Raw genomic sequence first — 25,615 nt, 5'->3', positions numbered from 1 at the left:
CGCGCTATAAATGTCCCACTACATCCGGGGGGGGCCCCCCCCCCCCGCCGGGGCCCACCTGTCGGTCGGGGCCCCAAGAATCGAACTGGGCCCTTTTGCGGGCGCCGGGCCGGACACCCCCCCCCCCCCCCCCCCCCCGCACCGGGCCACGAACTCGGGACCGCGGGCCAGGGACCGCGGACTAGCTAGGGCTGCCGGGTTAGGACTCGGGGGCGAACGCCACGAAGAGTTCGCTCACGGAGTTGTAATACTGGTCCGTTCTACCCTTGTGTGTCATGCCTATACGCAGGCACACGCGCTGCGACGGACGGTTGCTCGGCGTGGTCACCGCCACCACCCGGTCGAGTCCCGTCTTCCAGCCTTCGGCCAACACAGCTGATGCCGCTTCAGTCGCGTAGCCGTGGTGCCAGGCGTTCGGGTGAAAGTGCCAGCCGATCTCGGTATCCCCCGACGGCACGAGCGGCGTCACCGGGCTCGACGCCGGAATGGACTTCAGGAGCAGGTTTCCGAAGATTTCGCCGGTGTCGGCATCCGTGACCGCCCGAATGGCATGAACGGGATGTTCCATTCCCTGCCAGCGATTGATCACTGCGATCGCCTCGGCGCGGTCGGTCATCACCCGCGGATGCAGCCCGATGTGTTGTTGCACGGACCACAGCGAATACAGCCCGAAAACGAAGTCGGTGTCATCAAGGGTCCAGGGGCGCAGCAGCAGGCGTTCGGTTCGAAGAGTTTCCACGTCGACATCTTGCCACCCGCACCTGCCCGCCCCCTACTACCGCCCCGCTCTCCAGCCAAAGACGGCTTCCACTCCCCGAGCGCGCGGCGGCGGCGGGGTTTTCCGCGGGGTTGCGAGTTTTCAGGGGTTGCGGGGGCCGCCGCACGCCTTTCGCGGTGGTCCCCGCAACCCCTCAATGTTTGAGCGAGGAGCGGATGACCCTGCCGCCGCCGCACCCCGCCAAACAACTATTCGACGAAAATACCCGCGAGAGTCTTCTTGCCGCGGCGCAACACCGCTACTCCCCCGGGCAGCACCGACCCTTCAATGGTCAGGTCGACACTGGTGACCTTCTCGTTGTTGAGGTAGACCCCGCCCTGTTGCACCGCACGCCGGGCATCACCGATACTCTTCGACAGCTCAGTGTCGACGAGCAGCTGCAGCACGGTCGCGTGCGGTGCCGTCGTTGTGTGCGGAAGTTCGCGCAGCGCGGCCTCCAGGGTGTCCGGGTCGAGTTCGGCCAGGTCGCCCTGCCCGAACAGTGCCTCGGCGGCGTGGATGGCAGCAACCGTCGCCGCCTGGCCGTGAACGAGGCTGGTCACCTCGAGCGCGAGCCGGCGCTGCGCTTCTCGGCGGAACGGTTCGGTTTCGACGAGTTCGGCGAACCGCTCGATTTCACTGCGCGAGAGGAACGTGAACACCTTGAGCCGAAAGACGACGTCGGCATCGTCGGTGTTGAGCCAGAACTGGTAGAAGGCGTACGGGCTCGTGAGGTTCGGGTCGAGCCACACGGCGTTGCCCTCGCTCTTGCCGAACTTGGTGCCGTCACTGTTGGTGATGAGCGGCGTTCCGATGGCGTGCACGGTGCCGCTTTCGGCGCGACGGATGAGATCGGTTCCGCTGGTGAGGTTGCCCCACTGGTCGCTACCACCGGTCTGCAGCACGCAGCCGTAGCTGCGGAACAGTTCAAGGTAGTCCAGGCCCTGCAGAATCTGGTAGCTGAACTCGGTGTAGCTGATACCGGCGTCGGAATTGAGACGCGCGCTGACGGCATCCTTCTTGAGCATGGTGCCCACGCGGTAGTACTTGCCGATTTCGCGCAGGAAGTCGATCGCGCTCAAGGGGGCGGTCCAGTCCAGGTTGTTCACCAGCGTGACGGCGTTGTCGCCCTCGGAGCTGAGAAAGCGTGAGACCTGCGCCTGCAGGTAGCCCACCCACTCGGCGACGGTATCGGTGGGGGTGAGCGTGCGCTCGGCGGTGGGGCGTGGGTCGCCGATGAGTCCAGTGGAGCCACCGACCAATCCCAGCGGATGATGCCCAGCCAATTGCAAGCGCCGCATCAGCAGCAGCTGCACCAGGTTGCCGAGGTGCAGGCTCGCCGCGGTCGGGTCGAATCCGCAGTAATAGGTGATCGGGTCACCATCGAGCAGCGCTTTGAGCTCGGTCTCATCGGTGGAGACGTGCACGAGGCCACGCCAGTTGATCTCCTCCCACACGGAATCGAAGGAGGGATCATTGGTCTGCTGGGCAAGAATGGTGGGGTCTGACACGCGTTCAGATTACCAGCCGGGGCCGCCTCGCTGAATCGGCGGCAGCATCCGCTCTCCTCGCAGGTTGATTCAGCCTAAAGCCTATATTGAGATTGATTTAGCCTGTGGGCTTAATTAGACTGAATGCAGGACGGAGCCTCACCCATGTTTGTCATCACCGCTGACCAGATCGACAGCCGCAACGATCACGATCGTGCGCGGGAGATGATCGCCCGACTTCTGGCGCAGAATCCGGATGCCTTCAGCCTGCCGCCCGACCAGACCGCCGGCGATGAGATTCAGCTGCTCGTGTCGGCGGCCGGGCCGACGCTCTCCACCATTCTCGCGCTGCATCGGTCCGGTCATTGGAGCGTCGGGCTCGGCGTGGGAAGCGTGCGCATTCCCCTGCCGGCGTCGACCCGGCAGGCCACCGGCGGTGCGTTCATCGCGGCCCGCGATGCCGTGGTGCGTGCGAAGCGAACCGAGGCGCACTTTGCGCTCGAGGTCAGTCCAGCCGATGCTGCGGCCCCGGGTATCGAGGCACTCGTCACCATGCTGTTGCTGCTGCGTCAACGCCGTACCCCCCAGGGCTGGGAGGCCGGCGACCTATTCGAAAGCGGGCTGGCCCAGACCGACATCGCTGCACGGCTTGGAATTACGACCGGGGCCGTGAGCCAGCGGATCAAGGCTGCGCAGTACCGGGTCGAGCAGGCAGCGCGGCCGGCCTTGGTTAGGCTGCTAGAGCAACTCGACCGCGACGCGAACGAATCGGAAACCCTATGACTTTCACCGCTCTGACGTTTCTGTACTGGGTCGCCCTGATTTTGGTCACCCTCGCCTCGCTCACCTGCGCCGCGATCGCCTTCAAACTGCACCGCCAGCTCTACGCGATCGCCGCCATGGCCACACTCGCCCTTGCCCTCGTGCTCGCCGCGGTCCCCATGGGCCCCGGCCCCAGCGCCTTCGGCATCGTGCTCGACCTGCTCGCGCTGGCCCTCGCAGTGATCGGCGGCGGCCCGGTCGCGGTGCTCGCCCTCGATCTCGCCACCAACAACTCGGTTCCACCTGGCCAGCACGGCGGAATCATGGTGCTGAACGCCGGCAAACCGGCCCCCAGCATGGCCGGGGTCAGTGACCCTGAGACGCAGGAGGTGCTGCGCGGCGGCGTGACCATCGGCATCCTGGAACGGCTGGCTGTAGCTGGCGCAATCCTCGCCGGTTTCCCCGAGGCCATCGCCATCGTCGTCGCCATCAAGGGTGTCGGCCGGTTCACCGAGCTCGCCGCGGCCGAATCGCGCGAGCGGTTCATCATCGGCACCCTGTCGAGCCTCATCTGGGCCTGCGCCTGCGCCGCCCTCGTGCCGATGGCTCTGGTCTAGCGACGCGCCTGCCGGGTTGATCGCCGATATGGCGAGACGGATGCCTCCCCCGGCACCCAAAACCGCCACGGGTACTCGCTTCCCCCGCCGAGGCCGCTCACCCCGGTGCGTGGCCCGGTCGCGAACTCAGACGGCCGCAGTGGCAGATCGAGGTCGAACGGCGCCAGGCTCAAATCGGCGCCGTCGTCGCCGAGCACGATTCCGAGGGCCTTGGTCAGCCGGGCTGGACCGCGCGCGAGCTCGGCATCCGTTTTCGCGGTGGGGCGGCGAAAGCGGGCCTCGTCGATTCCCGCCACGATCTCGCCGCCGCGCAGCAGCACGGCCGATGCCTCACCGTCCGGCGAGCAGATGACGTTGGCGCAGACGTGCATGCCGTAGCTGAAATAGGCGTAGAGATGCCCGGGCGGGCCGAACATTGTTTGCGTGCGGGGTGTGCGACCGCGAAAGGCGTGCGAACCAGGGTCGATCTCGCCGAGGTACGCCTCAACCTCGGTGATGCGCACGGAGACCGCCCCGCGGGTCAGTACCGCGCCGAGCAGCAGCGGGGCGACCTCGAGGGCGGGTCGCTCCAGCAGGCTCGGCGCGAACGTCACTACCGGCTGAGCGCGGCCGTCAGGTCGCGTACCCGGTTGACCAGGTTCGCACGCTGCTCGGCGACCCGCACCGGGGCGGTGCCGCCGGCGCCGTCACGGCTGTCGACCGATCCGCGAATGGTCAGCACCTCGCGCACCTCGGGAACGAGTTGCGGCGAGATCGCGAGCAGGGAAGCGTCGTTCACCTCGTGCAGATCGAGTCCGTTGGTCTCGGCGAACTTCACCAGGGAACCGGTGATTTCGTGCGCGTCACGGAACGAGACATGGCGTTTGACCAGCCATTCGGCGACATCGGTGGCGAGGGAGAAGCCCTGGGGCGCGAGTTCGGCCATCCGTTCGGTGTGAAAGGTGAGGGTCGCGACCATGCCGGTGAACGCGGGCAGCAGCACTTCGAGGGTGGTGATGGAGTCGAAGACGGGCTCCTTGTCTTCCTGCAGGTCGCGATTGTAGGCCAGAGGCAGGCCCTTGAGCGTAGTGAGCAGCCCGGTGAGGTTGCCGATCATGCGGCCGGATTTGCCGCGGGCAAGCTCGGCGATGTCGGGGTTCTTCTTCTGAGGCATGATCGAGGATCCGGTGGAATAGGCGTCGTCGAGGGTGACGAAACCGAATTCGCGGGTGTTCCAGAGAATGATCTCTTCGGCCAGCCGGGACATGTCGATGCCGATTTGCGCGGTGATGTAGGCGAATTCGGCGACCAGGTCGCGGCTGGCCGTGCCGTCGATGGAGTTCTCGACAACGGCCGCGAAGCCCAAGTCGGTGGCCACGAGTTGTGCGTCGAGACCGAGGGTGTTGCCGGCGAGGGCACCCGAGCCGTAGGGCGACGCATCCGCTCTTCTGCCCCAGTCCGCGAAGCGGTCGAGGTCGCGCACGAGCGGCCAGCAGTGCGCCAGGAGGTGGTGCGCGAGCAGCACCGGCTGGGCGTGCTGCAGGTGGGTTCGGCCGGGCATGATGGCGTCCTCGTGCGCTTCGGCCTGGGCGGCAAGGGCGTCGATGAGCTCGATCACGAGCGAAGCGAGAATGGCGGCGTGATCACGCAGCCACATGCGCACGAGCGTGGCGACCTGGTCGTTGCGGCTGCGGCCAGCGCGCAGCTTGCCGCCCACCTCGACGCCGATGATGTCGATCAGTCCACGTTCGAGGGCGGAGTGCACGTCTTCATCGGCTTCGGCCGGGAGAAAATCGCCGGCGACGACGGCGCGCTCGAGTTCTTCGAGCGCGCCGACCATCTGGGTCAGTTCGGTGTCGGTGAGATATCCGGCCGCGGCGAGGGCCCGCGCGTGTGCCCGGCTGCCCTGCAGGTCGTATTCGGCCAGCATCCAGTCAAACTGGGTCGACTTGCTCAGCCGCGCCAGTTCCGGCGACGGTCCCCCGGCGAAACGGCCGCCCCAGAGGGCGCCAGCTCGGCCGGCGCGGTTTTTCTCACTCGACACTCGATGCCCTACTTCGCGGCAGCGTCGCGGCGTGCGGCGACCTTGCTCGGCAGCGACCACAGTTCGATGAATCCCTTGGCCATGGTCTGGTCGAAGGAGTCACCGGTGTCGTAGGTGGCGAGGTTGAAGTCGTACAGGCTGGTCGTGCTCGAGCGGCCCGTGACGACGGCGCTGCCGGCATGCATTTTCAAGCGGATGTCGCCGGTCACGTACTTCTGCGTGTCCTCGATGAACACGTCGAGGCTCTTCTTCAATCCGGAGAACCAGAGGCCGTCGTAGACCAGCTCCGCCCATTTGCTTTCGACACCGCGCTTGTAACGGGCAACGTCACGCTCGAGCGTCATGTTCTCGAGCTCTTCATGGGCGGCGATAAGCGCCATTCCCGCGGGGGCTTCATAGATCTCGCGACTCTTGATGCCGACCAGACGGTCTTCGACGATGTCGATGCGGCCGACCCCCTGGTCGCCGGCGAGACGGTTCATGAGCTGGATCATCTGCAGCGGGGAGACCTTTTTGCCGTCGATGGCGACCGGCACGCCCTGTTCGAAGCTGATGACTACCTCGGTCGGGGCGCGGGTGATCGAGGGGTCCTGAGTGTAGGTGTAGAGGTCTTCGATCGGCGCGTTCCACGGGTCTTCGAGGAATCCGGTTTCGACGGCGCGACCCCAGACGTTCTGGTCGATGGAGTACGGGCTCTTCTTGGACTGCGCGATGGGCAGGTCGTGCTTGGCGGCGTACTCGATGGCTTTGTCGCGGGTGAGCTCGAAGTCACGCACCGGAGCCAGCGAGGTCAGCTCGGGGGCGAGGGCGGCGACGGCGGCTTCGAACCGCACCTGGTCATTGCCCTTGCCAGTGCAGCCGTGGGCGACGCTGTCGGCGCCGAGCTCGATGGCCGTTGAGGCGAGGTACTTGGCGATCAGCGGCCGGCTGATGGCCGAGACCAGCGGGTAGCGCTTCTGATACAGGGCGTTTGCCTTGAGCGTCGGCACAATGTAGTCGTTCGCGAACTCGTCCTTGGCATCGATGACGATGGATTCGACGGCACCGCAGTCCAAGGCTCGCTGACGGATCACGTCCATGTCTTCGCCCTCCTGTCCGACGTCGACGGCGAGGGCTACGACCTCTTTGCCGGTGGCATCCTTGAGCCAGCCGATACCGACCGAGGTGTCCAGTCCACCCGAGTATGCGAGTACAACGCGTTCCGCCATGGTTCTCCCTAAAATCTTGATCTGTCTAAAGTTTACGTGTTGGGCCGCCACCCCCCGGTCGCCCGCCCTGTTCTCTCACTCTGCCCGGGCCCGGTCCCGGAAAGCGGGCCCATGATCTATCGTGGTCCCAGTTTCCGGGCCCGGGCCCGGTCAAGAAGAATGAGAGCGGATGCTCGGCCGGTCAGGCGGCGTTTTGCGCGAGCAGCCAGACCAGCAGGGCCTTCTGGGCGTGCAGGCGGTTCTCCGCCTCGTCCCAGATGATGCTCTGCGGTCCGTCGATGACCTCAGCGGTCACCTCGTAGCCGCGGTCGGCCGGCAGGCAGTGCATGAAGTGCGCGCCCGGCTTGGCCAGGCCCATGAGCTCGGCGTCGACCCGGTACTGGCCCAGGTCACCGAGCCGCGCGGCCTTCTCCTCTTCCTTACCCATCGACACCCAGGTGTCGGTGATAACCACGTCGACTCCGGTGACGGCCTCACGCGGGTCGGTGAACAAGGCGACCGAGCCGCCGGTGCGCGCGGCGATGGCCGTCGCATCCGCTACGACTTGGTCGGTGGGCGTGTAGCCGACCGGTGACGCGATGCGCACGTGCATACCGGCGGTAGCACCCGCGAGCAGGTAGGACTGACCCATATTGCAGGCGCCGTCGCCGAGAAAAGCGAGGGTCTGGCCCGCCAGATCGCCACGGTGTTCGCGAATCGTGAGCAGGTCGGCGAGTAGCTGGCAGGGATGGAAGTCGTCGCTGAGCGCGTTGATGACCGGCACCGTGGTGCCGAGCGCCATTTCTTCAAGCCCGGCCTGGCCGTAGGTGCGCCAGACGATCGCGGCGACCTGGCGTTCGAGCACGCGGGCGGTGTCGGACGCGGTTTCCTTGCCCCCAAGCTGGCTGTTCGCGGTACTGATGATGAGAGGGCTGCCTCCGAGGTCGGCGATGCCGACGGCGAAGGAGACCCGGGTACGGGTGGACGACTTGTCGAAAATGACCGCGACGGTCTGCGGGCCTTTGAGCGGGCGCACCGCAAATCGGTCTCGCTTCAGCTCCAGGGCCAGATCGAGAATCTCGGCCTGTTCGGCCGGGGAGATGTCGTCGTCGCGCAGGAAATGGCGGGTCACGGTGTCACTTTCGGTTGTCGGTACTTCATTGGCAGAGCGGATGCCGCTCCCCCCACTAGACGCTCCACGCCGGCACGAGACCGGCGCAAAGTGGGATTCGTCCAGCCTAGAGGCTGGCGAGAGCGCGCCCGAACCGCTCCTGGAAGTCGGCGAGCTCACCGTCGCCCACGATCAGCGGCGGGGCGATGCGAATACTGGTCTCGTTGGCGGCATTGACGATGAGGCCCTGGGCCAGGGCGGCCGCGCCGAGCTTCAACGCGACCGGTTCGGTCAGGCCGACGCCGAGCAGCAGGCCGCGCCCGCGTACCTCCTCGATCAGCGGCGAGTGGAAGCCGAGGATGATCTCGCGCAGCTGTTGGCCGCGCATAGCGGCGTTTGCCGCGAGGTCGTCGCGTTCGATCACGCCGAGCACGGCGTTCGCGGTCGCAGTGACGAGCGGGTTGCCGGCGAAGGTCGAGCCGTGCTGGCCACGCCGGAACAGGTCGGACGCCCAGCCGAAGGTGACCAGCGCGCCAATGGGAACACCGCCGCCCATGCCCTTGGCGATGGTGACGGCATCCGGAAGGATCTCGGCGTGGTTGTAGGCGAACCACGCACCGGTGCGGGCGATGCCGGTCTGGATCTCGTCGATGATCAGCAGCACGCCGTGTTCCGTGCAGAGTTCGCGGGCGCGTTTGAGAAAGCCGTCGGGCAGGTCGATGACGCCGGCCTCGCCCTTGACCGGTTCGAGGAACAGGGCGGCGACGGTGTTGTCGATGGTCGCCTCGAGGGCTTTGATCGTGCTGTCGATATGCTCGACACCGCCGGGCACGGGTTCGAACGCCTCCCGCATGTGTGGCTTGCCGGAGAGGGCGAGTGCGCCCATGGTTCGACCGTGAAAGGAGTCGTGCAGCGAGATGATGCGGCTGCGGTGGCCCTTGTTGTTGAGACGCGCAAGCTTGAACGCGGCCTCGTTGGCCTCGGCACCCGAGTTGCAGAAATAAACCCGTCCGGCTTCGCCGGCTCCGGTGATGCGCTTCAGGCGTTCAGCCAGTTCGATCTGCGGCGGGGTGGCGAAATAGTTGGAGACGTGGCTGATCGTGCCGATCTGCTTTGTGACGGCAGCGACGACCTCGGGGTGGGCGTGGCCGAGCGAATTCACGGCGATGCCGGCCAGAAAGTCGAGGTACCGGGTGCCCTTTTCATCCCAGACGTAGCAGCCCTCACCGCGCACAAGCATCGCCAGCGGCGGGCTGAAAGTCTTCATCATCGCGTCGGCGAAGCGATTCTGCCAGGGTTGGTCGGTCATGCCGGTACTACCTCCGTGCCAATGCCGCTTCCAGTGAAAATTTCGAGCAGGATCGAGTGCGGCACTCGCCCGTCGATGATCGCGGCCTTGGCGACTCCGCCGTCGACAGCGTCGAGGCAGGCCGTCATCTTGGGAATCATGCCCGATTCCAGCTCGGGCAGCAGACCTCGTAATTCGGCCACGTCAATGATCGACACCAGCGAATCCCGGTTCGGCCAGTCCCGATACAACCCGGCGACGTCGGTCAGAATCACGAGCTTGGCCGCGCCCAGCGCGATTGCGAGGGCGGCGGCAGCAGCGTCGGCGTTGACGTTCAGGGATTGGCCGGGAACATCCGTATCGGGTGCGATCGACGAGATCACCGGGATCCGTCCGGCGGCGAGCTGGGCGAGCACTGCTTCGGGGTCGACGCCGATGACGTCACCGACCAGGCCGAGGTCGACCTCTTCGCCGTCGATAACCACGCCACGGCGCCGCCCGCGAAACAGGCCGGCGTCCTCACCGCTGAGCCCGGCAGCGAGGGGGCCGTGCTGGTTGATGTGACTGACCAGGTCCCGGTTGATCTGGCCGGTGAGCACCATACGCACCACGTCCATCGCCTCGGGCGTGGTCACTCGGTAGCCACCGCGAAACTCGCTCTCGATACCGAGGCGTTTCAGCATGGCCGAAATCTGCGGGCCGCCGCCGTGCACGACGACCGGGCGGATGCCGGCGTAACGTAGGTAGACCATATCCTCTGCGAAGGCCCGTTGCAGGTCCTCGCTCACCATGGCGTTGCCGCCGAACTTCACGACGATGATCTGGTCGTGAAAGCGTTTGAGCCAGGGCAGCGCTTCGATCAGCGTCGCCGCTTTAACGGATGCTTCGGCCTGGCTGGTCTCGTCGGGCTTCGTTCTGGGTGTCTCGGTCATGGTCAGCTCGAGTACGCGCTGTTCTCTTCGACGTAGTCGTGGGTGAGGTCATTGGTCCACAGTGTGGCCGTTTCGTTGCCGGCGTGCAGGTCGATCAGCACGGTGACGGCGCGCTTCGTGAGGTCGACGAGGTCGCGCGGCTGGTCGGGCTCCCCCGCGGTACACACCTGCACACCGTTGATGGCGACGTCGATTCCGTAGGGGTCGAAAGCGGCGTCCTTGACCGGGACTGTTCCGGCTGCGGCGAGCACGCGGCCCCAGTTCGGGTCGTTGCCGAAGATGGCCGACTTGAACAGGTTGCTGCGGGAGACCGCGCGGGCCACCGTGACGGCTTCGTCTTCGGAGAGCGCGTTGGTGACGGTGATCGCCACGTCATGCGCGGCGCCCTCCGCGTCTCCCTGCAACTGCAGAGTGAGGTCGCGGCAGATCTCGACGAGCGCGGCGGAGAATTCGGCCAGGTCGGCGCTAACACCGCTGGCCCCGGAGCAGAGCAGGCTCACGGTGTCATTGGTCGACATGCAGCCGTCGGAGTCGAGGCGGTCGAAGGTGACCCTGGTGGCCGCGTGCAGCGACGTGTCGAGCTCGTCCGAGTCCAGCACGGCGTCCGTCGTGATGACGACGAGCATCGTGGCCAGTCCCGGTGCGAGCATGCCGGCGCCCTTGGCCATGGCACCGATGCTCCAGCCGGCCGGGGAAGTGTGTGCCGCCTGCTTCGGTCGGGTGTCGGTGGTCATGATGGCCTGCGCGGCCAGGAGGCCGGCGGCGGGCGTGGTGGCGGCATCCGTTTTGATGGCGAGGGTGGCGTCCCAGACGCCCGCGCTGACGAGGTCGAGGTTGAGCTGCTCGCCGATCAGGCCGGTCGAGCAGACCAGAACGTCGCCGGACGAGATGTCGAGGCGCTTCGCGACCGCTTCGGCGGTGGCGTGCGTGGTCTGAAAGCCGATGCTCCCGGTATAGCAGTTGGCGCCACCGGAGTTGAGCACGATCGCGCTGACCTGGCCATCACTCATGACCTGGGTGCTCCAGATGACGGGGTTGGCCTGGCAGCGGTTGCTCGTGAACACGGTCGCGGCGTTCTGCAGCGGGCCGAGGTTCTGTACGAGGGCGAGGTCGAGCCCACCGGACTTCTTCAGGCCGGCAGTGACACCGGCAGCAGCAAAACCGGCGGGAAGGGTGACACTCACGGAGCAACTCCATTCATGGTCAGACCGAGTGTTTCGGTCAAACCGAGGGCAATATTGGCGGATTGGATGGCAGCGCCGGCAGTGCCCTTGACGAGATTGTCGATCGCGGTGATGGTGACGACCCGCCCGGCTGCTTCGTCGACGGCCAGTCCGATCAGGGCGGTGTTGGCGCCGAGCACGTCGGCCGTGCGCGGAAAGTGGCCTTCGGACAGCAGGTGCACGAACGGTTCGTCGGCGTAGGCGCTTGCCCAGGCTTCTCGCACGGCGGCGGCGGTCGTTCCGGGCACCAGGCGGGCGGTCGACGTCGCGAGGATACCGCGCGACATCGGCACGATCACCGGGGTGAAGGAGATGGTGGCGTCGCCTGACAGAGCGGATGCCTGGCTTCCGGCCCAGCGCAGCGACTGCACGATCTCGGGGATGTGCCGGTGCGTACCGCCGACGGCATACGGGTTGGCCGAGCCGAGTATCTCGGCCGCGAGGTTAGGAACTTTCAGGCTCTTGCCGGCGCCGCTCGGACCGACCGCGAGCACGGCCACGAGGTCTCGCGCCTCGATCACACCGGCGTGGATGCCGGGGGCGAGCGCCAGGGCTACGGTGCTGGCGTTGCAGCCGGGGGCGGCGATGCGGCGAGCGCCGACGATATGATCGCGTTGCTTGCCGTTCGCCATCGGCAGCTCCGGAACCCCGTAGGTCCAGGCACCGAAGTAGTCGCCGCCGTAGAACGCCGCCCAGTCGTCGGAATTCTCGAGGCGGTGGTCGGCCCCGCAGTCCACCACGAGCGTTTCGGCGGGCAGATGGGCCGTGAGCTGGCCTGATTTTCCGTGCGGCAGGGCCACGAACACAACATCGTGGCCGCTGAGATTCTCGGGGGTCGTGTCGACGAGGGTCAGGTGGGCGAGGGAACGCAGCGAGGGTTGTACGTCGATTAGGCGCTGCCCGGCGTTGCTGTGCGCGGTGACCGTGCGCACCTCGAATTCGGGGTGTCCGGCGAGCAGCCGCAGCAGTTCGCCGCCCGCATACCCACTCGCGCCCGCCACTGCCACCGAAAAAACCATGTGTTAAACCTAGCGCGGCCCCGGCGGCACCGTTTCCGCGCCGCTACGCGGCGTCACGCGCCAGCTCCCACGTCGCGAAACCCATTAGAGTTCGCGGCACCCCTACCAACGAGTGCACCGAACGTCAAAGGGTGCCGCGGGCGCAGCACAGGCCCGCAGCACCCGTCGCGGCACGCGTTAGAGTTCGCGGCCCCCTACCTAGGAGTGCTCACATCGCCGATGAGTGCCGCGAGGAGCGGACGCCGCGGGCCAGCCCGAAAGGTCGGCCAACGGCATCCACTACCCAAGCGCCGCGTCACCTGTCCCCGTCCCCGTCGCGGCACTCGTTAGAGTTCGCGGCCCCCCTACCTACCGGTGCCTCCATCTCCGAGCACTGCCGCGGGCGCGGCGAGCCCGCTCCTCCCCAGCGGACGCCCTCAGCCAGTTCTCCACAGATGTCACGCCACGCGAACACGGCATCCGATCCCGCGGAAGGCTGGGCACATGTTGGAGACCCTGGGAATGCAGGACGTGCTCGGCGATGGGCTGATCACCGCGGAAGCTCTCCGTTTTGCGGGCCTGAATGAGCATGCCGTCGCTGCCCTCGTGCAGCGCGGCGAGCTCAGGCGCCTGCGACGCGGCTGGTACACCCTCGGCTCGAAATGGCAGGCCATGGGACCCGACGGGAAGTACCGCTTATTCGTTCGCGCCACTGCCGCCGCGGCGGAGCGACAACTCGTGCTGTCGCATCATTCGGCGGCGGTGTTACATGGCCTCCCGCTCATCGGCAAGTGGCCTACTACGGTGCATGCCCTCCTGCCAGACGCCCGAGGCGGGAGCAGTCATCGACTACTGACCTCTCACCGAGCCGTGGCCGATCCGAACTCGACGTTCATTTCCGGTGTTGCGGTGACCAGTCTGTCTCGAACCCTCATCGACATGGCCGCCGGGTGCAGTCTCCTCACCGGCGTGACCATGATCGACCATGCGCTCAATCGGGAGAACACGGGCGCAGCCGGCGAGTACACCACGGGTGCGCCGCCAATCACGAAGGCGTCGCTCCTGACCGAGCTGGAGTTGGTGAACCCGCGCACCGGGCGGCACGCCGCCGAACGGGCCATCGCGTTCGCCAACGGCCTGTCGGCCAACGCTGGCGAGTCGCTCAGTCGAGTGCGTTTCGAGGAACTGGGGTTCCAGATTCCCGAATTGCAGGTGCGATTCGATGTCGCTGGCCGCACGTTCTATGTCGACTTCTTCTGGCGAGACGTGCGCAAGATCGGTGAGTTCGACGGGCACATCAAGTACACCCGCGCGGCAGTCATGAACGAAAAGGACGTGGTCGAGGTGGTCGTGGCCGAGAAGGATCGGGAGAGCCTCCTTCGCCCCGGCGTTGGTAGCTTCGATCGATGGGGCTGGAATCTGGCCCTCAACTCCACGGACTTCTACCGGTTTCTGCTCGAGAAGGGCGTGCCGCGCGCCGTTCCCGCCCATCGCGGCACTCGTTAGAGTTCGCGGCACCCCTACCAACGAGTGCCCTGGTATCTAACAAGTGCCGCAAGCAACGGATGCCGCGAGCCGCCCTGCAGAGGCCGTCCACCCGCCAGCCGCACTCGACGGCGTTTGTGGCGCACGGTAATTTTGCGGCCACTCGACGAAGTTGGCGGCACTCGTTAGAGTTCGCGGCACCCCTGCAACGCGAGCCCCAGACTGTAACGAGTGCCACGAGCAGCGGGTGTCTACGGACCTGGCCCAAAGGGTCAGGTAGCCCGCCGACCGGACTCGACGGCGTTTGTGGCGCACGGAAGTTCCGGGCAGCCGATGACGTTCGCGGCACCCCTTGACGTTCGCGGCACCCCTACGTAGAAGTGCCACCATCGCTAAAGGGTGCCCCAACGAATTGATGCCGCACGCCATCCCCACAGAGGCAGGTCGCCGGGCTGCAGGGCGCGCCTCGCGGCACTCGTTAGAGTTCGCGGCACCCCGACCAACGAGTGCCACCGACTCTAGCCAGTGCCACGACGAGCGGATGCCGCGGGCCGCCCCTGATCGAGCGACTCGCGGCACCCGCTGCCCGCGGGCGGCACAGGCACAGGCACAGGCACCAGCGCTACTCGCGCAGGGTGGCCCCGTAGCGGTCGGCGGCGAGGGCCACGCCGGCCAGACGGGCGGCGCTCGCCTCGGCGGCGGTCAGCGTGCGCTCTTCGCCGCGAAAACGCAGCGCGAAGGTGAGCGACTTCCGGCCGGATTCGACGCCGGCACCCCGGTAGTCGTCCACCAGCTCGATGCTCTCGAGCAGCGCACCCGCACCCTCGGCAACGGCCCCACGCAGGGCAGCAGCCGGTACGGAGGCCGCGACGACGAGCGACAGGTCCTGCGTGGCGGCGGGCATCGTGCGGATCGGCGTGACCGTGAGATCCGCGTCGGCCTGTGCGAAGACGAGCCCCAGGTTGATCTCGGCGACGGCGACGACGGCGGGCAGGTCGTAGTCGTCGGCGACGGTCGGCAGCAGTTCACCGGCGAATCCGACCGTTACCGTCGAAGCAGCAGCGGTCGCGGCACCCAGGGCGGTCACGAATAGTTCGGCGGTCCGGCCCGGGTGCATCGCCGGGTGCACGCCCTGGCGCACCTCGATGCGCACACCGGTGGCCAGCGCCACCTGCTGCACGGTGGCCAGCGCCGACTGCCAGCCGGCAGCCACAGCGGGCAGGCCCGGCTGGTGCCGCACGTCATTGCCCACCAGAACAACCCCGACCAGGAGCGGCTGCGGCACGATTCCCGCGTTCAGCGCTGCCTCCTGCTCGGTGCTCGGACGCGCTGCCCCGGCAGGAAGCACGGCCGTTCCGTAGGTGACGCCGGCTTCGGGCCGAAAGACCAGACCCTGCTCATAGATGGCGACGTCAACCAGCCCGCGAGAACGGTTGCGGTGCGCGATCTGCAACATGCCCGGCAGAATCGACGTGCGCAGGAACGGCGCCTCACCGTCGAGCGGGTTGACGACCTTCATTTGCGAAACCGGCACCCGCACAGCGGATGCCGCGCTCGCCTCGGCAACGCCACCGTCGGCATCCGTTTCGCTACCCACGACAGCGGTCGAAACCGGCATACCGAACAGGTTGTTCGCCTTCTCCGACACAAACGGGTAGGTCAGCACCTCGGTGTGACCGGTGGCCGCAAGGGTCTGCGCGACCGTGCGCCGCAGCGTCTGCGTGCGGGTCAGGCCACGGCCGGGCGGGGCGACGGGCAGCACCGAGGGGATGCGGTCGTATCCGACGATGCGGGCGACCTCCTCGGCGAGGGTCCACTTGTCCGTGAGGTCGGGGCGCCAGGTCGGGGGCGTGACCTGCAGCACGCCGCCGACATCGTGCAGGGAAGCACCGACCTCGACGAGTGCATCGCGCACCTCGTCGCCGGTATAGTTCAGGCCGATCAGGCCCGACACGAATCCGGTCGGCAACACAATCGGAACGGGTGCGGTCGTCATGTCGTACACCGAACCGAGGTCGTCGGCGACTCCCCCGGCGAGGTCCACCAGCAGCTGCATCACGCGGGCGGCGGCAGCGGCAGCAACCTGCGGGTCGACGCCGCGTTCGAACCGTTTGCTCGCCTCGCTCGGCAGCTTGTGGCGGCGGGCCGAGCGCGCGATCGAAACCGGGTCGAAGTTGGCGGCCTCGACCAGCACGTTGACGGTCTGCGCGGTGATTTCGGTGCTCGCCCCGCCCATCACGCCGGCCAGTCCTATCGGCCCGGATTCGTCGGTGATCAGCAGATCTTCAACATTGAGCGTGCGGGTGACCGCGTCGAGCGTGGTGAACTTCTCGCCGGGGGTCGCGCGCCGCACGATGATGCCGCCGGAAAGCTTGTCGAGGTCGTAGCCGTGCAGCGGCTGGCCCAGCTCGAACATCACGTAGTTGGTCACGTCGACGACGAGCGAGATCGATCGAATGCCGACCAGCCCGAGCCGGGCGATCATCCAAGCCGGGGTCGGCCGGGTGGGGTCGACGCCGCGCACGACGCGGGTCACGAACACGGTCGAGCCGATCCGGTCCCGAATCGGAGCCTGGTCGTCGATGGTGACCGGGAACCGGGTGACCGGGGCCACGACGGTGAGGGCCAGTGCGGGATCGCGAAACGGCACGCCGGTCGCGTGCGAGTATTCGCGGGCGACGCCACGAATGGAGAAGGCGTAGCCGCGGTCGGGGGTGACGTTGATCTCGACGGCGCTGTCGTCCAGGCCGAGCAGGGGAATCGCATCCGTTCCCACCGGCGCGTCGATACCAAGAGATTTCAGCAGCAGAATGCCGTCGTGCTCGTCGCCGAGGCCGAGTTCACGGGCCGAGGCGATCATGCCATCGGAGACGTGTCCGTAGGTCTTGCGGGCCGCGATCGGGAACGGGCCGGGCAGCGAGGCGCCTGGCAGGGTCACGACGACCTTGTCGCCGACGGCGAAGTTGTGCGCGCCGCAGATGATGCCGTGGATGTCCGGACCGCCGTCGGCGGCGAGCTCACCGTCGGGCGCCACGCGCACCTGGCACCAGTTGATGGTTTTGCCGTTGGTCTGCTCTTCACCGACGAATTCGAGTACTTCGCCGACCACGATCGGGCCGGAGATCTCGAAGCGGTGGATGTCTTCTTCTTCGAGCCCGACGCTCACGAGCGCGGCGTGCACGTCTTCCGGCGTGGTGCCGGGCGCGAGGTCGACGAATTCACCGAGCCAGCTCAGTGGCACCCGCATCAGAGGTTCATCCCGAACTGCTGGCTGAACCGGATATCGCCTTCGACCATGTCGTGCATGTCCTTTACGTCATTTCTAAACATCACTGCTCGCTCAACGCCCACTCCGAACGCGAACCCGGAGTACACGTCGGGGTCGATTCCGGCCGAGCGCAGCACATTCGCGTGCACCATGCCGCAGCCGCCCCACTCGATCCAGCGGGCACCGTCCTTGAAGGTGGGGTGCCAGACGTCGAGCTCGGCGCTCGGTTCGGTGAACGGAAAGTAGTTCGGGCGCAGGCGCACCTTGGCTTCGGGACCGAACAGTGCCTTGACGAAGTGGTCGAGGGTGCCACGCAGGTTGGCCATGGTGAGGCCTTTGTCGATGGCGATGCCCTCGATCTGGTGGAACACCGGCGTGTGCGTGGCGTCGAGTTCGTCGGTGCGAAACACCCGCCCGGGCGCGACGACGTAGACCGGCAGCTCACGGCTGAGCAACGCGCGCAGCTGAACAGGCGAGGTCTGCGTGCGCAAGACGAGGTGGGCATCCGTCGGCTCGACGAAGAAGGTGTCCTGCATTGCCCGGGCGGGGTGGTCCTCGTCGAAGTTGAGTCCGTCGAAGTTGAACCATTCGCTTTCGAGCTCCGGCCCTTCGGCGACTTCCCAGCCCATGGCCACGAAGACGTCGGCAGCTCGTTCGCTGAGCAGCGAAATGGGATGCCGCGCCCCGGCCTTCCAAGCGGATGCTGCTGCCGTCACGTCCACCGTTTCGGCGAGCAGCCGCGCGGCAGCTTCCGCTGTGCCGATCTCGTCTTCACGAGCGGTCAGCGCCTTGGTGACGACGCCGCGAGCCTGGCCGACGAGCTTGCCGGCGGCGGCCTTCTGGTTGCCGGGCACGCTGCGCATGAGCGCATTGAGCTTCGACAGCGGCGAAGCCTCACCCGCATGCTCGCTGCGTACGAGCTTGAGCGCGGCGGTCGTTGCGGCTACAGCGATGGCGGCCAGTGCGGCGTCAACCGCGGCGTTCACTGCCTCTTCGGTAATGGCGGGTGGGTCGATGGGACCAGCGGGATCAGACACAGTCCCTGAGTTTACCTGCCTCAGGCTCCCTGGCTTCTGCTCTGGGCACCCAAAATGCGCGGGTCGGCCTGCACTGGGTCAATTGGAGGCGCGGAGTCGTCCTTCGTGACGCTGCCGGCCTGCGGGCCGGTGCGCTTGGCAATTCTGCGTGCCAGCCAGGACAGCGACAGGTTCATGGCCAGATAGATGGCGAGCACAATGAAGAAAAACGAGAACTTGTACTGTTCGCCGAAGAAGTTGGCGAGCTGGTTCAGCCCGGAGCGGAGAAGTTCGTTGTAGCCCACGATAAAGGACAGCGACGTGTCCTTGAGCAGCACGACCAGCTGGGCGATGATGATCGGCAACATCTGGCGAAAGGCCTGCGGGAACTCGATGCGGAACCGGGTGGCCACCGGGGTCAGGCCGATAGCGAGTCCAGCTTCGCGCTGCCCCCTCGGCAGTGCGTTGATCCCGGCACGGAGCGCCTCACCGATGATGGCACCGTTGTAGACAGACAGGGCGGCCACACCAGCCCAGAACGATCCGGTGGAGAACACCAGCAGGATGAACAGCATCATGAGCAGCACGGGCATACCGCGGAAGAATTCGAGCAACACCGTGGTGGGCACCCGGATCCAAGCGGATGCCGACAACCGGCCGAAGGAGAACAGCACTCCGATCACCAGCGCGAAGACGGCGGCGACCGCGGCCATGCGCAGGGTCGCGAGTGCACCCAATCCGAGGGTGCGCCAGACCAGAAGGTCGTTGAAAACGTCCCAGCGACTGATATCCCAGAGGCCCGGCTGCACGGCCCCGTTAGCGCTGGTCTTGGGCAGGCCGAGCACCACAATCAGGGCGAGTAAGCCACCGGCCAAGATAATCGTGCCGACAATGGAAATGAGACGCGATCGCGCCCGGGACTTCGGTCCGGGGGCGTCGTACAGTACAGAACTCATCGGAGCACCGCCACCTTCTTCTCGATCCTGCCGGCAATCAGGCCGAGAGGAATGGTGATGACCAGATAAAACGCTGCGACTGCGAGCAAAATCGGGATGACGGCATCACCGCGGTCATTGGTGACCTTGCGAGCGGCGCCGAACAGTTCGAAGACGAAGAACGCACCGGCGACCGACGTGTTCTTGGTGAGAGCGATGAGCACATTGATTAGTGGTGGCACCACCATACGGATAGCCTGCGGCATCACCACGAACGTGAGGGTCTGTCCAAAGGTCAGGCCCACGCTGCGTGCAGCTTCGGCTTGCCCCACATGTACGCCGTTGACGCCGGACCGAAGTGCCTCGGCCACGAACGGAGAGGTGTACACCGTGAGCCCGATGGCCGCCAGCTGGAAGTACCCAGGGCTGAACTCCAGAAGGGGCAGGAGGTAGGCGCAAAAGAACAGCACGAGCGTCAGCGGGGTGTTGCGAACAAGTTCCGTGTAAGCGGTTGCGAACACACGAAATGACGAGATCGGCGAGATGCGCATCGCTGCGACAACCAGCCCGATAGTGGATGCGCCGACTCCGGCGATGAGAAGCAGGCCCAGGGTGTTCCGGAAGCCTTCCAGGAACAGCGGCAGGTTGTCGATGACTGCGTCCACAACTCACCTCCTCGTCTTTGTCTGTCTGTGGTCGGGCTGGAACATGCTGGTGGCCACCGTGGCGCCCCGTCCTAGGACGGGGCGCCACGGATCAATACTGATTAGCGACGCACTGCTTATTGATGTGCCAGGTTCGACCTAGTAGCGGTCGACCGCCGGCGGGGTGGGAGTGTCGAGCACGGTGCCCGCGGTGGATTCCCAAGCCGAGACCCAGCTTCCGTCCGCATAGGACTCTTCGAGGACGTCGTTGATGAAGTTGCGGAACTCGGTGTCGTCGTGCGCGAGGCCGATGCCGTAGGGCTCTTCGGTGAATGCGTTGTTGACGACCTCGAACTCACCGGCGTTCTGGTCGGCCAGGCCGGCCAGGATCACGTTGTCGGTGGTCACCGCGGCGACCTCGCCGCTGCGAAGCGGGCCGAGGCAGTTGGAATAGGTGTCCGAGGCGATGATATCGGTCGTAAACTCGGCGATGTTCTTCTCCGAGGTGGAACCGCTCACGGTGCACACCTTCTTGCCGGCGAGGTCTTCGGGACCGGTGATCTTGTCGGGGTTGCCCGCGAGTACGAGCAGGTCCTGTCCGGCGGAGTAGTACGGTCCGGCGAAGGACACGACCTCCTTGCGGGTGTCGTTGATCGTGTAGGTCGCGATCACCAGGTCGACTTGGCCGTTCTCAATGAACGGCTCGCGGTTGGCCGAAACGGCCTCGGTCCAGTTGATGCCCGAGGCTGGGATGCCGAGCTTGGCCGCGATGAGCTTGCCCATCTCAACGTCGAAGCCGACGGGTTCGCCGCTGGGGCCGAGCAGGCCGAACAGCGGCTGGTCGAACTTGGTTCCGATGTTGATGGAACCGGCGTCGGCCAGGCGGGCCATGGTGCTTCCCTCGGCGAACGACACGTCCGTCTCCACCGGGGCGGCGGCATCGGTGGGGGCTCCCGAGTCCGCGCAGCCACTGAGCACGAGCGCACTTGCGATCGCAACGGCCGAAATCACTAGACCTTTTTTGAGTCTCATGGTTTTTCTCCTGATTGCTGGTACTGCTGCTGTGTAAACCCTGCCCACCGATTAGTGGGCAAGTATTTTGGAGAGGAAGTCTTTCGCTCTCGTGCTTTGGGGGTTGGTGAAGAATTCCTCGGGAGTGGTCTCCTCCACGATCTCGCCCTCCGCCATGAAGATGACGCGGTCTGCGGCCTTGCGGGCGAAGCCCATCTCGTGGGTGACGACGATCATGGTCATACCGTCGTTGGCGAGGTCGACCATCACCTCGAGCACCTCGTTGATCATCTCCGGGTCGAGGGCGCTGGTCGGCTCGTCGAGAAGGATGACCTTGGGATCCATGGCGAGAGCACGAGCGATGGCGACGCGCTGTTGCTGGCCACCGGACAACTGCGCGGGCATCTTCTGCGCCTGATTGGCGACTCCGACGCGGTCGAGCAGGGCCATCGCCTTCTTCTCGGCGTCGGCTTTCTTCAGGCCGCGCACCTTGATCGGTCCGAGCGTGACGTTCTCGAGCACGGTCTTGTGAGCGAACAGGTTGAACGCCTGAAACACCATTCCGACGTCGGCGCGCAGAGTGGCGAGGGCTTTACCCTCTTCCGGCAGCTTGACGCCGTCGATGGTGATGATGCCGTCATCGATGGTCTCGAGACGGTTGATGGCCCGACACAGAGTCGACTTACCCGACCCGCTCGGTCCGATGACTACGACCACCTCGCCGCGGTTGACCACGGCGTTGATGTTCTTGAGAACGTGCAGTTCTCCGTAGTGCTTGTTGATGTCTTTGACGACGACTAGCGGTTCACCCCGACGGACGGTGATGTTCGACGTAGCCGGGGACGAATCTGATGGCTCCATACCTCCCAACTTAGGTCAGAACACGCGTCTCGTCGCGCCAAAGGCCCGGACAGTAACGCATTTGTAACAGTCCGGGCCGTGACGATCTGTGGTAGATAGCGGGTCAGCATCCGCTCACTGACGGGGAGAGTTCATACTTTCGGTGGGTTTGGTATGCGTAAAAAGATCGCGACCGCGAGCGCCGTGGCGACGCACAGCGCCGCGTTGACGACGATGGCACCGAGCACGCCGTCGAGTACCGTCGCCGGAGTCTCGATTCCGAGCCGGTGAACCCGCGCCGCGACGATCGCGCTCATGATGGGGATACCCATCGTGATGCCTGCCTGCTGGCTCATGGTCGCGAGGCCGGTGGCCAGTCCCTGCTCTCGGTCGGGCATGCCAGAGGTCACGGTGACCATGAACCCGACGATGACGACCAGGTTGGCCACACCGCCCACGAAGGTGGCGATGAGCAGCAGCACTATGGAACTTCCGTTCGTGCTGAGCAACAGCAGGGATCCGGTGGCCACAGACTGAACGACAAAGCCCCACACGATCGACGTCTTCGTGCCCCAGCGACCGATGATGCGAGGGCCAACGATTCCGCCGAGTACGGTCCCGATCCCGAGAACGGCGAAGGAGAGACCGGCCAGCAGGGGCGAATAGCCCAGCGTTTTCTGCAGGTAGAGCGTGAGCAGAAACACCAGGGAGGTCTCCGTGACGAAGGCGAGAATGCCGGCGATGTTGCCCCAGGCAATCGTGCTGCGTCGCAAAACGGCAAATGCTACCAGCGGATGCTCCGCCTCGCGTTCGACTGCCCAGAAAGCCACCAGGAGCACGGCGCCGACTGCGAGCGACCCCACGGTCACCGGGTGAGTCCAGGACGTCTGGGCGGCTGAGGACAGTCCGTAGACCAGCGCGAGGAGCGCGGCCGTAACCGTGATCGCTCCCGGAATGTCCATTCTTGATCGATTGGCCGGTCGCGATTCGGCCACTACCAGGGGTGCCAGCACAACGACAGCCAGGGCGATGGGAATGTTGATGAAGAACGCCCAGCGCCAGGACAGCAGGTCGGTCAGCACGCCACCGAGAATCGCTCCGGTGGTGAAGCCGGCGGCCATCAGGGCGCCGTTGAGCCCCAGTGCCTTCTCCCTCAGCTTCCCTTGGGGGAACGAAGTCGTGAGCAGGGACAGCGCGGCAGGGACCACGGCGGCCGTGGCCAGTCCCTGCAGAATCCGCGCGATGAGCAGCAGCGCGGGTGTCGTGGCCAGTCCCCCGATGAGCGAGCCGATGCCGAGCAGCGCCATGCCCAGTACGAAGAGCCGGCGGCGGCCCACCAGGTCTCCGACGCGGCCGAAGAGCAGCGTGAACCCGGCCGCGCACAGTGCGAACGATGTGGCCACCCACTGCAGGGTGTCCAGTCCGAAGCCGATCTCGGCGCCAATGGCCGGCAGCGCCACGTTGAGAATGGAGAAGTCGACGGCGAGCGTGAAGCTGGCGGTCAACAGCAGCAGCAGAATTAGTCTTTGCCGGCCGGCCATGGTGGCGGATTTCGCCGGGGGCCGTGCGGCGACGGTCTCGCGCAGGTCGTTCGTTTGGGTCATGGGTGCACCTGTTTCGTTGCCAGAAGCGGTTGTCGCGTTCTGACCCCAGCCTGTGCAGGTCGGGCGAAAACAACCACACCACGTCGCGCCTAGCCCTCGCAGGGGTAGGCAGATGCCGGCGCGCTAGGTCAGACTGAAGAATATGACTGGCCCTACAGAGCTCGGTGAATTCCTCCGAATTCGGCGATCCGCCCTGCAGCCCGAAGACGTGGGACTGCAGAACTACGGCGTCCGCCGGGTTCCGGGGTTGCGCCGGGAGGAACTCGCCATGCTCGCGGGGGTGAGCATGACCTACTACACCCGTCTGGAGCAGGGCCTGAGCGCCAACGCGTCGCCATCCGTTCTGGAGGCCATCACCCGGGCGCTGCAGTTGAACGAGGCCGAGCGCGCGCACCTGCTGGATCTCGCCACGCCGACCCGCCCCACACGTCGTGCCAGCACGAAACCCGACCGTGCCAGGCCCGGCACGCTGCGACTGATCACTTCCATGTCGAACCTGCCGGCAATCGTGCTGGGACGACGCAGTGAGGTTTTGGCCTGGAATGCTCTCGGCCACAAACTGGTCGGCTCGCACCTCGACTTTGAGAGTCCGCAGAGCACGCTGGATCGACCGAACCTCACACGGATGCTGTTCCTCGACGCCCACACGCGCGAGCTGTGCGCGCGCTGGGGCGAGGAAGCGACCAGGGCCGTGTCATCGCTGCGACTTTTGGCCGGGCGACTCGACGACGATCAGCAGCTCATCAGCCTGGTCGGCGAGCTCACCGTGAAAAGCGCGGAATTTGCGGGACTGTGGGCGAAGCATCCGGTTGCAATCTGCCTGGAGGGGCTCAAATACTTTCAGCATCCGATCGTCGGGTCGCTGGAATTGCACTTCGAGGTGCTGACTACGCCCGACGATTCCGGCCACCGCATCTTGATCTATACTCCTGAACCCGGTTCATCGAGTGCAGCCGCGCTGCAACTGCTGCAGAGCGCACCCGCCTGGAGCTAGAAACGCCCGAGGCCCGGCAGATAGCCGGGCATCGGGCGACGGTGCTGTGGCTCAGGCGCGCTGGGCGAACGCGCTCTCGTACAGGCAAACGGATGCCGCGGTCGCCAGGTTCATCGACTCGGCTTCACCGTAGATCGGCACGCTGACGCTGCGGTCGACCCGGGCGAGGTCTTCGTCGGTCAGGCCGCGAGCTTCATTGCCGAACAGCCACACGGTCGGAGCCGCGAGCAGCCCGTCGTTGCGGGCGGTGAGCAGGTCGGAGCCCTTGATGTCGGCGGCGAACAGCTGCAGGCCGGCGGCACGGGCACGGTCGAGCACGTCGGAAAGGTCGGCCGCGATGGCAACGGGGAGGTGAAAGATGGAGCCGGTCGAGGAACGGATGACCTTGGGGTTGTACAGGTCGACACTGCGACCGGTGAGGATGACGGCGTCGGCGCCGGCGGCATCCGCAGCGCGAATGATGGTTCCGGCGTTTCCCGGGTCGCGTACCTCTTCGAGGATGGCGACAAGTTTGGGTTCGGCGTTGAAGATCTTCTTCACCGACGTGGGGAATTGGTGGCAGACCGCAACGAAGCCCTGCGGGGTGACCGTGTCGGCCATGGCCTCGAGCACCTCTTCGGAAACGAACTCCACCTCAACCTGAGCGTCGACGGCCTTCTGGGCCAGGTCGGTGTAACGGTCAAGCGCGGTCGGCGTGGCAAACAGCTCCACGACCAGCTCTGGACGAAAGGTGAGGGCTTCGGAAACGGCCTGCGGGCCTTCGAGCAGAAACAGACCGGACTCGAGGCGCGCGTCGCGCTTGGCAAGTTTTGCGACGGCACGGACGCGCGGTGAACGTGGATTATCAAGCATGTCGTTAAGTCTAGGTGCGCGAAGTTTAGGTGCACGACGAATGGGGTACAAAAAAGGAGCGGGCGACCAGGCCACCCGCTCCTCAATGAAGCTGCCGAGTGTTCAGCACGTTCACGCCCAGGAGGCAGACGATGCGAAGCAATCGAGATGAAGCATTACGCCGTGACGGCGACCTTCGGTGCCGAGGTGTCGGCGGGAAGGGCTGCCTTGGCGCTCTCAACGAGGGCAGCGAACGTCGCTGCCTCGTTGACGGCCAGGTCGGCGAGGATACGACGGTCAACCTCGATGCCAGCCAGGCCGAGGCCCTGGATCAGACGGTTGTAGGTGAGGCCATTCGCGCGCGACGCAGCGTTGATCCGCTGGATCCACAGGCGACGGAAGTCACCCTTGCGTGCGCGACGGTCACGGTAGCTATAGGTGAAGGAGTGAGTGAGCTGCTCCTTCGCCTTGGTGACCAGGCGTGAACGCTGTCCGCGGTAGCCCTTGGCGCGTTCGAGAATAACGCGGCGACTCTTGTGGGCGTTTACGGCCCTCTTTACTCTTGCCATTTTCTACAAATCCTTATTCGTTACGGGGGC

General features: G+C 65.8%; 23 protein-coding genes. 4 read left to right on the top strand and 19 right to left on the bottom strand.

What is annotated here, in order from left to right:
• Positions 1-199: 199 nt before the first annotated feature.
• Positions 200-739, bottom strand: coding sequence for a GNAT family N-acetyltransferase (locus tag QMF22_RS04350; RefSeq protein WP_283450710.1), 540 nt, complete (start codon positions 737-739; stop codon positions 200-202).
• Positions 740-966: 227 nt separating this feature from the next.
• Positions 967-2,268, bottom strand: coding sequence for a tyrosine--tRNA ligase (gene tyrS / locus QMF22_RS04345; protein ID WP_283450709.1), 1,302 nt, complete (start codon positions 2,266-2,268; stop codon positions 967-969).
• Between the two features lie 144 nt (positions 2,269-2,412).
• On the opposite strand from tyrS, the gene QMF22_RS04340 reads away from it, so the two are divergent.
• Positions 2,413-3,030: a DNA-binding protein gene (locus QMF22_RS04340; protein WP_283450708.1), complete on the top strand. Its 618-nt coding sequence runs from the start codon at positions 2,413-2,415 to the stop codon at positions 3,028-3,030.
• Positions 3,027-3,626 (top strand): hypothetical protein, encoded by a 600-nt coding sequence (locus QMF22_RS04335; protein WP_283450707.1) that lies wholly within the window; start codon positions 3,027-3,029, stop codon positions 3,624-3,626. Before QMF22_RS04340 ends, QMF22_RS04335 begins: the two co-directional genes overlap by 4 nt.
• Here the strand turns inward: QMF22_RS04335 and QMF22_RS04330 are convergent.
• The 8 genes from QMF22_RS04330 to argC all read right to left on the bottom strand — a co-directional run bounded on the left by QMF22_RS04330 (position 3,623) and on the right by argC (position 12,409).
• Positions 3,623-4,219, bottom strand: coding sequence for a DNA-3-methyladenine glycosylase (locus tag QMF22_RS04330; RefSeq protein ID WP_283450706.1), 597 nt, complete (start codon positions 4,217-4,219; stop codon positions 3,623-3,625). The two genes, QMF22_RS04335 and QMF22_RS04330, sit on opposite strands and share 4 nt — an antisense overlap.
• Positions 4,219-5,649, bottom strand: a complete 1,431-nt coding sequence (gene argH, locus QMF22_RS04325) for an argininosuccinate lyase (RefSeq protein WP_283450705.1) — start codon at positions 5,647-5,649, stop codon at positions 4,219-4,221. The genes QMF22_RS04330 and argH overlap by 1 nt, the downstream gene beginning before the upstream one ends.
• An 8-nt stretch (positions 5,650-5,657) precedes the next feature.
• The gene (locus QMF22_RS04320) at positions 5,658-6,857 is read right to left on the bottom strand and encodes an argininosuccinate synthase (protein WP_283450704.1); all 1,200 of its coding nucleotides are present in this window, start codon (positions 6,855-6,857) and stop codon (positions 5,658-5,660) included.
• Between the two features lie 181 nt (positions 6,858-7,038).
• Positions 7,039-7,968: an ornithine carbamoyltransferase gene (gene argF / locus QMF22_RS04315; protein WP_283450703.1), complete on the bottom strand. Its 930-nt coding sequence runs from the start codon at positions 7,966-7,968 to the stop codon at positions 7,039-7,041.
• A gap of 106 nt (positions 7,969-8,074) precedes the next feature.
• On the bottom strand, positions 8,075-9,256 hold the full coding sequence (locus QMF22_RS04310) for an acetylornithine transaminase (protein WP_283450702.1): 1,182 nt from the start codon (positions 9,254-9,256) through the stop codon (positions 8,075-8,077).
• Positions 9,253-10,167 carry an acetylglutamate kinase gene (gene argB / locus QMF22_RS04305; protein ID WP_283450701.1) on the bottom strand — a complete coding sequence of 305 codons (915 nt, stop codon included), beginning with the start codon at positions 10,165-10,167 and terminating at the stop codon, positions 9,253-9,255. The genes QMF22_RS04310 and argB overlap by 4 nt, the downstream gene beginning before the upstream one ends.
• Positions 10,168-10,169: 2 nt before the next feature.
• Positions 10,170-11,351: a bifunctional glutamate N-acetyltransferase/amino-acid acetyltransferase ArgJ gene (gene argJ / locus QMF22_RS04300; protein ID WP_283450700.1), complete on the bottom strand. Its 1,182-nt coding sequence runs from the start codon at positions 11,349-11,351 to the stop codon at positions 10,170-10,172.
• Positions 11,348-12,409, bottom strand: coding sequence for an N-acetyl-gamma-glutamyl-phosphate reductase (argC, locus tag QMF22_RS04295; protein WP_283450699.1), 1,062 nt, complete (start codon positions 12,407-12,409; stop codon positions 11,348-11,350). The genes argJ and argC overlap by 4 nt, the downstream gene beginning before the upstream one ends.
• Positions 12,410-12,892: 483 nt before the next feature.
• On the opposite strand from argC, the gene QMF22_RS04290 reads away from it, so the two are divergent.
• A complete protein-coding gene (locus tag QMF22_RS04290; RefSeq protein WP_283450698.1) occupies positions 12,893-13,894 on the top strand; it encodes a hypothetical protein in 1,002 nt (333 codons plus the stop codon).
• Between the two features lie 601 nt (positions 13,895-14,495).
• Here QMF22_RS04290 and pheT read toward each other — a convergent pair.
• From pheT to QMF22_RS04255, 7 genes are all read right to left on the bottom strand, one after another.
• Positions 14,496-17,120, bottom strand: a complete 2,625-nt coding sequence (gene pheT, locus QMF22_RS04285) for a phenylalanine--tRNA ligase subunit beta (RefSeq protein ID WP_283450697.1) — start codon at positions 17,118-17,120, stop codon at positions 14,496-14,498.
• Complete coding sequence (gene pheS, locus QMF22_RS04280; protein WP_283450696.1) at positions 17,120-18,178, bottom strand: phenylalanine--tRNA ligase subunit alpha; 1,059 nt, start codon at positions 18,176-18,178, stop codon at positions 17,120-17,122. Before pheS ends, pheT begins: the two co-directional genes overlap by 1 nt.
• A 20-nt stretch (positions 18,179-18,198) precedes the next feature.
• The gene (locus QMF22_RS04275) at positions 18,199-19,113 is read right to left on the bottom strand and encodes an amino acid ABC transporter permease (RefSeq protein WP_283450694.1); all 915 of its coding nucleotides are present in this window, start codon (positions 19,111-19,113) and stop codon (positions 18,199-18,201) included.
• A complete protein-coding gene (locus QMF22_RS04270; RefSeq protein ID WP_283450692.1) occupies positions 19,110-19,757 on the bottom strand; it encodes an amino acid ABC transporter permease in 648 nt (215 codons plus the stop codon). Before QMF22_RS04270 ends, QMF22_RS04275 begins: the two co-directional genes overlap by 4 nt.
• Positions 19,758-19,895: 138 nt before the next feature.
• Positions 19,896-20,768, bottom strand: coding sequence for a glutamate ABC transporter substrate-binding protein (locus QMF22_RS04265; RefSeq protein ID WP_283450690.1), 873 nt, complete (start codon positions 20,766-20,768; stop codon positions 19,896-19,898).
• 51 nt (positions 20,769-20,819) lie between these two features.
• Entirely contained in the window at positions 20,820-21,608 is a 789-nt protein-coding gene (locus QMF22_RS04260; RefSeq protein WP_283450688.1) for an amino acid ABC transporter ATP-binding protein, read from the bottom strand.
• A 131-nt stretch (positions 21,609-21,739) separates the two neighbouring features.
• Positions 21,740-23,191, bottom strand: coding sequence for an MFS transporter (locus tag QMF22_RS04255; RefSeq protein ID WP_349357070.1), 1,452 nt, complete (start codon positions 23,189-23,191; stop codon positions 21,740-21,742).
• Between the two features lie 142 nt (positions 23,192-23,333).
• On the opposite strand from QMF22_RS04255, the gene QMF22_RS04250 reads away from it, so the two are divergent.
• Positions 23,334-24,185, top strand: a complete 852-nt coding sequence (locus QMF22_RS04250) for a helix-turn-helix transcriptional regulator (protein WP_283450686.1) — start codon at positions 23,334-23,336, stop codon at positions 24,183-24,185.
• Positions 24,186-24,236: 51 nt separating this feature from the next.
• On the opposite strand, the gene QMF22_RS04245 is transcribed toward QMF22_RS04250, so the two are convergent.
• Positions 24,237-25,037 (bottom strand): TrmH family RNA methyltransferase, encoded by an 801-nt coding sequence (locus QMF22_RS04245; protein WP_283450684.1) that lies wholly within the window; start codon positions 25,035-25,037, stop codon positions 24,237-24,239.
• A gap of 155 nt (positions 25,038-25,192) precedes the next feature.
• On the bottom strand, positions 25,193-25,585 hold the full coding sequence (rplT, locus tag QMF22_RS04240) for a 50S ribosomal protein L20 (RefSeq protein ID WP_104196972.1): 393 nt from the start codon (positions 25,583-25,585) through the stop codon (positions 25,193-25,195).
• Positions 25,586-25,615 lie beyond the last annotated feature (30 nt).

It is taken from the genome of Cryobacterium sp. PH31-L1 (genome assembly GCF_030063145.1).
In the GTDB taxonomy this organism is placed as follows: domain Bacteria; phylum Actinomycetota; class Actinomycetes; order Actinomycetales; family Microbacteriaceae; genus Cryobacterium.
This window is presented reverse-complemented; position numbering and strand designations above follow the sequence as displayed.

Coding starts and splice junctions, on each gene's coding strand:
- QMF22_RS04245 (WP_283450684.1), bottom strand. CDS start 25,037: ATGCTTGATAATCCACGTTCACCGCGCGTCCGTGCCGTCGCAAAACTT.
- QMF22_RS04250 (WP_283450686.1), top strand. CDS start 23,334: ATGACTGGCCCTACAGAGCTCGGTGAATTCCTCCGAATTCGGCGATCC.
- QMF22_RS04320 (WP_283450704.1), bottom strand. CDS start 6,857: ATGGCGGAACGCGTTGTACTCGCATACTCGGGTGGACTGGACACCTCG.
- pheT (WP_283450697.1), bottom strand. CDS start 17,120: ATGCGGGTGCCACTGAGCTGGCTCGGTGAATTCGTCGACCTCGCGCCC.
- QMF22_RS04290 (WP_283450698.1), top strand. CDS start 12,893: ATGTTGGAGACCCTGGGAATGCAGGACGTGCTCGGCGATGGGCTGATC.
- argC (WP_283450699.1), bottom strand. CDS start 12,409: ATGGTTTTTTCGGTGGCAGTGGCGGGCGCGAGTGGGTATGCGGGCGGC.
- QMF22_RS04255 (WP_349357070.1), bottom strand. CDS start 23,191: ATGACCCAAACGAACGACCTGCGCGAGACCGTCGCCGCACGGCCCCCG.
- QMF22_RS04260 (WP_283450688.1), bottom strand. CDS start 21,608: ATGGAGCCATCAGATTCGTCCCCGGCTACGTCGAACATCACCGTCCGT.
- QMF22_RS04275 (WP_283450694.1), bottom strand. CDS start 19,113: ATGAGTTCTGTACTGTACGACGCCCCCGGACCGAAGTCCCGGGCGCGA.
- argB (WP_283450701.1), bottom strand. CDS start 10,167: ATGACCGAGACACCCAGAACGAAGCCCGACGAGACCAGCCAGGCCGAA.
- rplT (WP_104196972.1), bottom strand. CDS start 25,585: ATGGCAAGAGTAAAGAGGGCCGTAAACGCCCACAAGAGTCGCCGCGTT.
- QMF22_RS04310 (WP_283450702.1), bottom strand. CDS start 9,256: ATGACCGACCAACCCTGGCAGAATCGCTTCGCCGACGCGATGATGAAG.
- QMF22_RS04265 (WP_283450690.1), bottom strand. CDS start 20,768: ATGAGACTCAAAAAAGGTCTAGTGATTTCGGCCGTTGCGATCGCAAGT.
- QMF22_RS04340 (WP_283450708.1), top strand. CDS start 2,413: ATGTTTGTCATCACCGCTGACCAGATCGACAGCCGCAACGATCACGAT.
- QMF22_RS04335 (WP_283450707.1), top strand. CDS start 3,027: ATGACTTTCACCGCTCTGACGTTTCTGTACTGGGTCGCCCTGATTTTG.